This window comes from Paraburkholderia sp. ZP32-5, from assembly GCF_021390495.1.
Taxonomy (GTDB): Bacteria; Pseudomonadota; Gammaproteobacteria; order Burkholderiales; family Burkholderiaceae; genus Paraburkholderia.
In genome coordinates, this window is the sequence record NZ_JAJEJP010000001.1 from 4,334,667 (window position 1) to 4,342,174 (window position 7,508).

Here is a 7,508-nt window from a genome sequence, read left to right on the forward strand (position 1 = left end):
GTTGATCATGAGTTGGCGTGGGTTGGTGATGGTCTGTGTACCATCGAATCCACGGCATTCGCGCGCACGGCGGATGACGCCAAAACCCATCGTATTGCCGTCAGATCACCCCGTTCGCGCTTTGCCGCGCGTTTTCTATCTGGGTATCGACAAAGTCAGCCCAACTCTGAAGCTGAGCACGCTGGCGTGCCGCTTCATCGATCGCTTCACGGTGCGTTGCGTCGCTCCGTTCGCCTGATTGCAGTTCCATGTCGCGCAGATGCGTCGACGCGGTGCGACGGAAGTCATGCAGCACGAAATGCTCCACCTCCAGTCCCAACGCCTTGACCGCCTGGTTCAACGTGCTTTTGGCGATCGGCCGGTCGTCGCCCCTGACGCTCGGGAACACGAAGTTTTCGCTGGCGCGCGCCTGATGCAGCTCACGCAGCATCGCCACCGCCTGGCGCGGCAGGTAGACGACGCGGTCCTCGCGCGTGTTCAGGCGCGCGGCGGGGATCGTCCACAGCGCGCGGTCCAGATCGAATTCGGCCCACGTCGATTCGATCAGATCGGATTTGCGCACCATGGCCAGTACCAGCAGATGCAGCGCGAGTTTCAGCGGCCGACGGATGTTGGAGGTATCGATCGCGCGCAGCATCACGCCGATTTCGGCGCCGGACAGCACGCGGGTGCGGCTGTCGAAGGTGGCGATCGAGCGCGCCGGAACGACCTCGGCCGGATTGCTCGTCGCGAGCTGGCGGGCGATCAGGTACGCGTACAGACGCTTGACCACGTTGCGCGTATGCAGCGCCATCTTCGGCGAGCCGCGGCTTTTGATGCGCTCGCAGATCGCGACGATGTCGTCGGCGCTCACCGCGCCGATCGGCTTGCCGCCGATCGCGGGCAGCACGTCCTTGTCGAGCGCTCGCCGCGTGGTGCGGCGATATTCGTCCGATTTACCGGCGAGCGCCGTCGCCAGATACAGTTCGGCGGCCTCGCGCAGCACATCGGCCTTGCTTTCGGCGCCGCGGTCTCGCCGCGCGGTGGCCACCGGCGAGATGCCTTGTGCGACCAGCGCCGCGTACTTCTGCGCCTTGGCGCGCGCGACGCGCAGCGAAATCATCCGGTAATCGCCGATGGTCGCGAGCGGCTGGCGCTTGCCGTTCAACGTGTAGCGAAAGCGCCAGATCTTGCTGCCGGTCGCCATCACTTCGATGACGAGGCCGTTGCCGTCGGCGACGCAATAGCGGGTCGCGCGCGGTTCGAGCGCGCGGATCTGGGATTCGGTGAGAGGCGTGGCGAGGCGGGGCATGCTGAGATCTTCGATGCGCGGACTGCGGCCGATTTTAAACCTTATGCCAGTTGTGTACCAAAGATTTGTGCCATTTTAGGCTGACGAGGCGGGATTTTTGGCTTGCGGAGAATGGGCAGAGGTTGAGCGAAATGCTTTGTGGTCAACGATATTGGCTTGCGTGCGGATTCGGCGTTACTTGCCAATACAGAATCTACTGAAAATCACTCCGAGCAGGTCGTCCGAACTGAATTCGCCGGTAATCGAGTTCAGTTGATCCTGGGCGAGCCGTAGTTCCTCGGCGAACAGATCTAGCGCCTGGGCATTCTGTTCCGCGTGCGCAGCGGCCGTCGCGAGGTGCTCGTCGGCCGCGCGCAGTGCGATTAGATGCCGCTCGCGCGCGAGGTACACGCTCTCCGCGCCCGCCTGCCAGCCGGCGATTCGCAGCAGTTCGTCGCGCAGCAGCGCGACGCCGTCGCCCTTTTTCGCCGACAGACGCACTTCGCTGAGTTCGAGATCGGCGTCGAGTGCTTGTGTGGCCGGCGCGAGGCCGGTCAGGTCGGTCTTGTTCAGCACCCGCACGACCGGCACGCCGCGCGGGAAACGTCCGGCGATCGTTTCGTCGTCGGCCGTCATGCCGGTGCGCGCGTCGAGCAGGTGCAGCACCACGTCCGCGCGCTCGATCTCACCCCATGTGCGCTCGATGCCGATTTTCTCGACCTCGTCCTCGGTCTCGCGCAGGCCGGCGGTGTCGATCACATGCAGCGGGATGCCTTCGATCTGGATCGTCTGCGCGACCTTGTCGCGCGTCGTGCCGGCGATCGGCGTGACGATGGCCAGCTCCGCGCCGGCCAGCGCGTTCAGCAGCGACGACTTGCCCACGTTCGGCTGCCCCGCGAGCACGACCGACAGACCCTCGCGCAGCAGAGCACCTTGGCGCGCCTCGCCGAGCACGTGCGCAAGACGTTCTCGGATGCGGGTGAGCTTGCCGCGCGCGTCGGCGGCTTCGAGAAAGTCGATTTCTTCTTCCGGAAAGTCGAGCGTCGCTTCGACGAGCATCCGCAGCGTGATCACGTCTTCGACGAGCGCGTGGATGTCGCGCGAGAACGCGCCGTCGAGTGAGCGGCCCGCCGAGCGCGCGGCCGCCTCGGTGCTCGCTTCGATCAGGTCGGCGACGGCTTCGGCTTGCGCGAGATCGAGCTTATCGTTCAGGAACGCGCGCCGCGTGAATTCGCCGGGCTCGGCCAGCCGCAGACCGAACGCGCGACCCGCATCGATGCAGCGCTGCAGCACGAGTTGCAGCACGACCGGACCGCCATGGCCTTGCAACTCCAACACATGCTCGCCGGTGTACGAATGCGGCGCGGGGAAATACAGCGCGATGCCGCGATCGAGCGGATTGCCGCTTGAATCGAGGAACGGCACGTAGCTCGCGTGGCGCGGCGCGAGCGCCTGACCGGTGAGCGCCCGCATCAGCGGCTGGGCCGCCGCCTCGCCCGCGCGGCCGAACGAAATCCTGACCACGCCGATGCCTCCGCGGCCGGGCGCAGTGGCAATGGCGACGATGGGATCGGAATCGGTGGTGAGCATCGGGAGTTCGGCAAAAAGCGCTGGGGAGGGGAGGGCCGTGTAGGTCGACGCGGCGCGAGGCATTGTAACGCGCGCGCATCGGATGGCCGACGGCCGTCGTCCGAGTGGTGCAGGCGATGATGGCCTTGGGCGCAAAATTCAGATTTATCTTATACAGGCTAGGATTGCTACTGCATTCTGTAGAAACATCTAAGACAGGCTAGGATAAGAGTCGGGCGCAAACGCAAGCCAGGCAACAAAAAGATGATAAAAAGTTGAATTCGCCGAACGCGTTGCCCGGCTTACGGTGCAAGCTAAAACTATCTCAAATAAGCAAAATCTAATCTTGTCTGGTTGTCAACTGGTTGGACGCCGAATTGCACAATCTGGCCCATGCCAACCGACAAAGAAAAGGCCGCCTTCGCCAAGCGGCTCAAAGACCTGCTGGAGCCGCTGAAAATTCGCGGCGGGACCAAGCTTGCCGAGCAATTTAATCTGCGCTATCACGGTGAGCGTCCGGTGACGCCGCAAACGGCGCACAAATGGCTCACCGGCACGACGATCCCGAAACAGGACAAGCTGCGTACGCTCGCCGAATGGTTGAACGTCAAGGAACACTGGCTCCATTACGGACCGCCGCCCGGCACGACAACCCGACCGATGGCGCGCGGCGAAAAGTATCCGCCCACGCCCGAGACGATCGAACTCGCTTCGAAGATTGCATCGCTGACGCCGAAAGACCGCAACCCGGTCGAGGAAATGATCGTGCGCTTTTACGGTGAGGATACCGACGACGAAAGCGACGAAGCATGAAGTGGTGATCGCAGCGCGTTGCGTTTCTGTCGCGCCGCGCCATGAAAAAAGCCGCCCGGTTTGCACCGGGCGGCTTTTTGTTTGCAGCTTGCTTCGCGTTGCGGCGGCTGCGGCGGGCTCGTGGCTCGCCGTGGTGCCTGAACGTCAGGCCGGCTTCACCTTCGATTTGCCCATCATCCGCGTGATGTAGTACTGCTGCGCGATCGACAGCACGTTGTTCACGACGTAGTACAGCACCAGACCAGCCGGGAAGAAGAAGAACATCACCGAGAAAGCGATCGGCATGAACATCATCATCTTGGCCTGAACCGGGTCCGGCGGGGTCGGGTTCAGCTTGGTCTGCAGGAACATCGATACGGCCATCAGCACCGGCAGGATGAAGTATGGGTCTTGCTGCGACAGATCCTGAATCCACAGAATCCACGGCGCGCCGCGCATTTCCACCGACGACAGCAGCACCCAGTACAGCGAGATGAACACCGGAATCTGGATCACGACCGGCAGACAGCCGCCGAACGGATTGACCTTCTCGGTCTTGTACAGCTCCATCAGCGCCGCGTTCATCTTCTGCGGATCGCCCTTGAAGCGTTCGCGCAGCGCCTGCATGCGCGGCGTGATCGCCTTCATGCGCGCCATCGACTTGTAGCTCGCGGCCGACAGCGGGAAGAACACCGCCTTGATCAGCAGCGTGAGCAGCACGATCGACCAGCCCCAGTTGCCGACATAGCTGTGGATCTTCTCGAGCAGCCAGAACAGCGGCTTCGCGATGATCGTCACGTAGCCATAGTCCTTCACCAGTTCGAGGCCCGGCGCGATGCCTTCGAGCATCCGCTCTTCTTCAGGACCGGCGAACAGGCGCGCCGACACGGTGACCGTCTGGCCCGGGGCGATGGTCGGCAGCGGCTCTTTCATCCCCACGCGATACAGCGACGGATCGATCTTCTCCGCGTAGAAGTCGCGCTTGACGCCTGCTTTCGGAATCCACGCGGACGCGAAGTAGTGCTGGACCATCGCGACCCAGCCGTTATCGGCCGAGCTCGCGAAATCCTGCTTGTTCTTGTCCAGATCGCTGAACGTCATCTTCTGGAAATGATGTTCGTTGGTGTAGACAGCCGGGCCGATGAACGTGTGCGAGAAACGCGGCGTTTCGACCGGCTGGTCGTCACGCACGAGTTCCATATAGAGCTGCGGGTTCACCGCCGTCGTGCCGACGTTCTGGATCTTCGTCTCGACGCCGATCACATAGCTGCCGCGCGTGAACGTATACGTCTTGATGACCTTCAGGCCGCCCTTTTCCGGCGATTCGAAGCTCATCTGGAACGAGTTCTGACCGTCAGCCAACTGGGTCGGCTGATTCGGCATCAGCGTGAAGACGTCGTTGTGATTCGGGAAATCGCCACCGAGCAGACCCGTGCGGGCGAGGTAGGTGTGATTGTTGGTCTTGTCGAACAGCGTGATCATCAGATCCGGCGTCTTGCCGTCGCCTTGCTTCACGAGCGACAGGCGCGACAGCGTGCCGCCGCGGGTGTCGATTTCGCCGCTATAGACGTCGGTGCTGAACTTCACGAGTTGCGATTGCGCGGCCGCCGGCGTATTGCCGGGCGCGGCTGCGTTGGTGGCCGGCAGATCGGCCGGCTGGGTTTCCGGCGTCGTGGTTCCCGGGGCGGCGCTGGCGACCGTCTTGGTCGGCGTGGCGCTCGGGAAGAACATCGACGGGCGTCCGTGGTCGCGTTGCCAGTTGTCGAACAGCATGACAGCTGACATGAAAAAGATGACCCATAGGACGGTGCGTTTGATATCCATGCGTTGTCTCAGTGTCGATGGAACGGCGCGTCAGCGCTTTTCAGAAGTGGGTGGCGGGACGAGATCGATGCCGCCCGCGGAAAACGGGTGACAGCGGCAAACACGCCTCACGGCGAGATAAGTCCCGCGCGCGGCGCCATGATACTGGATTGCCTCGCGCGCGTACTCAGAACAGGAAGGATAAAAACGGCACCGGTTGCCGAGCATGGGGCTGACGGCAAGCTTGTAAAAACGCAATAAAGCGATGAGTACCGTTTGCATGACAGGTGCGGCCGGATCGTGCCGCGCAACGTGGAGTACCGGGCGACGCCCGCCCCCTGAAGCTGCCGGCGCAACGCCCGTTGCAGCGGCCATGGTGGTGCGGACGGTCGCTGCGTCATTCCGTCCTGGGCGCTTCCGCGGGCGGCGCCTGACGACGGCTAACTTCGCGCGCTGCCTTGTCGAGCAACGCCTCGATTTCGCTGCGGCACAGCGCCTTTAACGGCGGTGACGACGCGCTCGGCAGGGCTTTCCTGTCGAAACGCGTATGCAGACGCAGCAGTATGTCCCAACCGCCGAATTCCGCGCGGCGCAGCCGGAAGGCCTCGCGCGCGATTCGGCGCACCAGATTCCGCGTGGCCGCGCGCGGCGCGTACTTCTTGCCGATCACGAGACCGAGACGCGCCTCGTTGCCGGTGGGCCGACCGTACACGACGAAGTGCGCGGTACGGCGCCAAGGCCGCAAACGAAAAACGGATGAAAATTCATCCGTTTTTAGCAGCCTTGCGGCTTTGGGGAAGGCGGCTTGCGCTGGCAACGGAACCGGGCCCGGTTGCTGCGCCCCGGCCGCTCCCGCTTCGCCGCGGGCTTCGGTCACAGCGCGCAATCGACTCGCCTTAGATAGCGAGACGCTTGCGACCCTTCGCGCGACGTGCGTTGATGACCTTGCGGCCACCAGCGGTCTTCATGCGAACGCGAAAGCCGTGGGTGCGCTTGCGACGGGTAACGGAAGGTTGGTAAGTACGTTTCATGTTGCTCTCACTTGATCGAAAAAAACCGCGCGATCATCGCTGAAAGCGCAATGGCCGGTGGTTTGCTGAAATTGGTTTTCGCGGAACCCGCTATTTAAACCGGTTTTCCGTTGGCCGTCAATAGTTTAGCGGCCGTCGGGCGTGGCCGCTGGCCGTTCGGCCAGCTGATCCGTCCCTGTGGATAACTCCCTTGCGGCTCCGTTTTGGCGTTAGAATCTCGCCTTACTTTCCCAAAAATGTTGCACGACGCTCCGGCACGTTTGTCCCGCAAACCCTTGTGGCACAAGCGCCTGGGGCCGTTACGCCTGGCTGCTCAGGGCCTTGTTGCGTCCGCGCGACAAGGGCAGCGGCGACGCCGTGCACACCATAACGACAGCAACTCGATGAACGAATTCTGGCAACACTGTTCCGCATTGCTGGAGCGTGAGCTTACGCCCCAGCAGTACGTGACGTGGATCAAACCGTTGGCCCCGGTCGCCTTCGACGCCGATGCGAACACGCTTTCCATCGCCGCGCCGAACCGCTTCAAGCTCGACTGGGTCAAGAGCCAGTTCTCCGGCCGCATCGCGGATATGGCCCGCGATTTCTGGCATGCCCCGATCGACGTGCAATTCGTGCTGGATCCGAAGGCCGGCATGCGCAGCCCGGCTGCGGCAGCGCCGGCCGCCGCGCCCGTGCGTCCGGTTTCGTCGGCGCCGCAAGGCGGCAATGCAGGTGGCGTGGCCGCCGTGGATGCAGCCGTCAGCGCGGTGCAAGCCGCGCAGATGGCGCGCGCCAATCCCGCCGCGGCAGCCGCTGTCGCGATGCAAAACGCCCATTCCCGTGCCGTGGCAGACGATGCCGCCGATCTCGATTTGCCGAGCCTCGACGCCAATGAAGCCGCGTCCGCCCGCCGTACGTGGCGCCCGGGCCAAGGCGCTGGTGCCGCCGGCAGTGGCGAGAACGACTCGATGTACGAGCGCTCGAAGCTGAATCCGGTGCTGACCTTCGATAACTTCGTGACCGGTAAGGCCAACCAGCTTGCACGCGCGGCGGCGATCCAG

The 7,508-nt window shown here is 63.3% G+C and carries 8 protein-coding genes; 2 read left to right on the plus strand and 6 right to left on the minus strand.

Annotated elements, in window-relative coordinates:
- Positions 1-100: 100 nt before the first annotated feature.
- Both L0U82_RS18825 and mnmE read right to left on the minus strand, forming a co-directional pair.
- Complete coding sequence (locus tag L0U82_RS18825; protein WP_233833047.1) at positions 101-1,291, minus strand: tyrosine-type recombinase/integrase; 1,191 nt, start codon at positions 1,289-1,291, stop codon at positions 101-103.
- 174 nt (positions 1,292-1,465) lie between these two features.
- Positions 1,466-2,860, minus strand: coding sequence for a tRNA uridine-5-carboxymethylaminomethyl(34) synthesis GTPase MnmE (gene mnmE, locus L0U82_RS18830; protein WP_233833049.1), 1,395 nt, complete (start codon positions 2,858-2,860; stop codon positions 1,466-1,468).
- Between the two features lie 372 nt (positions 2,861-3,232).
- Here mnmE and L0U82_RS18835 point away from each other — a divergent pair, with 372 nt between their 5' ends.
- A complete protein-coding gene (locus L0U82_RS18835) occupies positions 3,233-3,652 on the plus strand; it encodes an XRE family transcriptional regulator (protein WP_233833051.1) in 420 nt (139 codons plus the stop codon).
- Positions 3,653-3,796: 144 nt separating this feature from the next.
- Here L0U82_RS18835 and yidC read toward each other — a convergent pair whose 3' ends face one another.
- From yidC to rpmH, 4 genes are all read right to left on the minus strand, one after another.
- Entirely contained in the window at positions 3,797-5,455 is a 1,659-nt protein-coding gene (gene yidC, locus L0U82_RS18840) for a membrane protein insertase YidC (protein ID WP_233833053.1), read from the minus strand.
- A gap of 30 nt (positions 5,456-5,485) precedes the next feature.
- Positions 5,486-5,716 (minus strand): membrane protein insertion efficiency factor YidD, encoded by a 231-nt coding sequence (gene yidD / locus L0U82_RS18845; RefSeq protein ID WP_233833055.1) that lies wholly within the window; start codon positions 5,714-5,716, stop codon positions 5,486-5,488.
- Positions 5,717-5,831: 115 nt separating this feature from the next.
- Complete coding sequence (locus tag L0U82_RS18850; RefSeq protein WP_233833057.1) at positions 5,832-6,320, minus strand: ribonuclease P protein component; 489 nt, start codon at positions 6,318-6,320, stop codon at positions 5,832-5,834.
- Positions 6,321-6,330: 10 nt separating this feature from the next.
- Positions 6,331-6,465, minus strand: a complete 135-nt coding sequence (gene rpmH, locus L0U82_RS18855) for a 50S ribosomal protein L34 (protein ID WP_004198824.1) — start codon at positions 6,463-6,465, stop codon at positions 6,331-6,333.
- Between the two features lie 383 nt (positions 6,466-6,848).
- Between rpmH and L0U82_RS18860 the strand changes: the two genes are divergently transcribed.
- The coding region (locus tag L0U82_RS18860) for a DnaA N-terminal domain-containing protein (protein WP_326489737.1) at positions 6,849-7,508 on the plus strand (660 nt) is incomplete at its 3' end.

Bases quoted from the DNA above. Each gene is read 5' to 3' on its own strand.
- L0U82_RS18825 (WP_233833047.1), bottom strand. From the start codon at position 1,291: ATGCCCCGCCTCGCCACGCCTCTCACCGAATCCCAGATCCGCGCGCTC.
- rpmH (WP_004198824.1), bottom strand. From the start codon at position 6,465: ATGAAACGTACTTACCAACCTTCCGTTACCCGTCGCAAGCGCACCCAC.
- yidC (WP_233833053.1), bottom strand. From the start codon at position 5,455: ATGGATATCAAACGCACCGTCCTATGGGTCATCTTTTTCATGTCAGCT.
- L0U82_RS18835 (WP_233833051.1), top strand. From the start codon at position 3,233: ATGCCAACCGACAAAGAAAAGGCCGCCTTCGCCAAGCGGCTCAAAGAC.
- yidD (WP_233833055.1), bottom strand. From the start codon at position 5,716: ATGCAAACGGTACTCATCGCTTTATTGCGTTTTTACAAGCTTGCCGTC.
- mnmE (WP_233833049.1), bottom strand. From the start codon at position 2,860: ATGCTCACCACCGATTCCGATCCCATCGTCGCCATTGCCACTGCGCCC.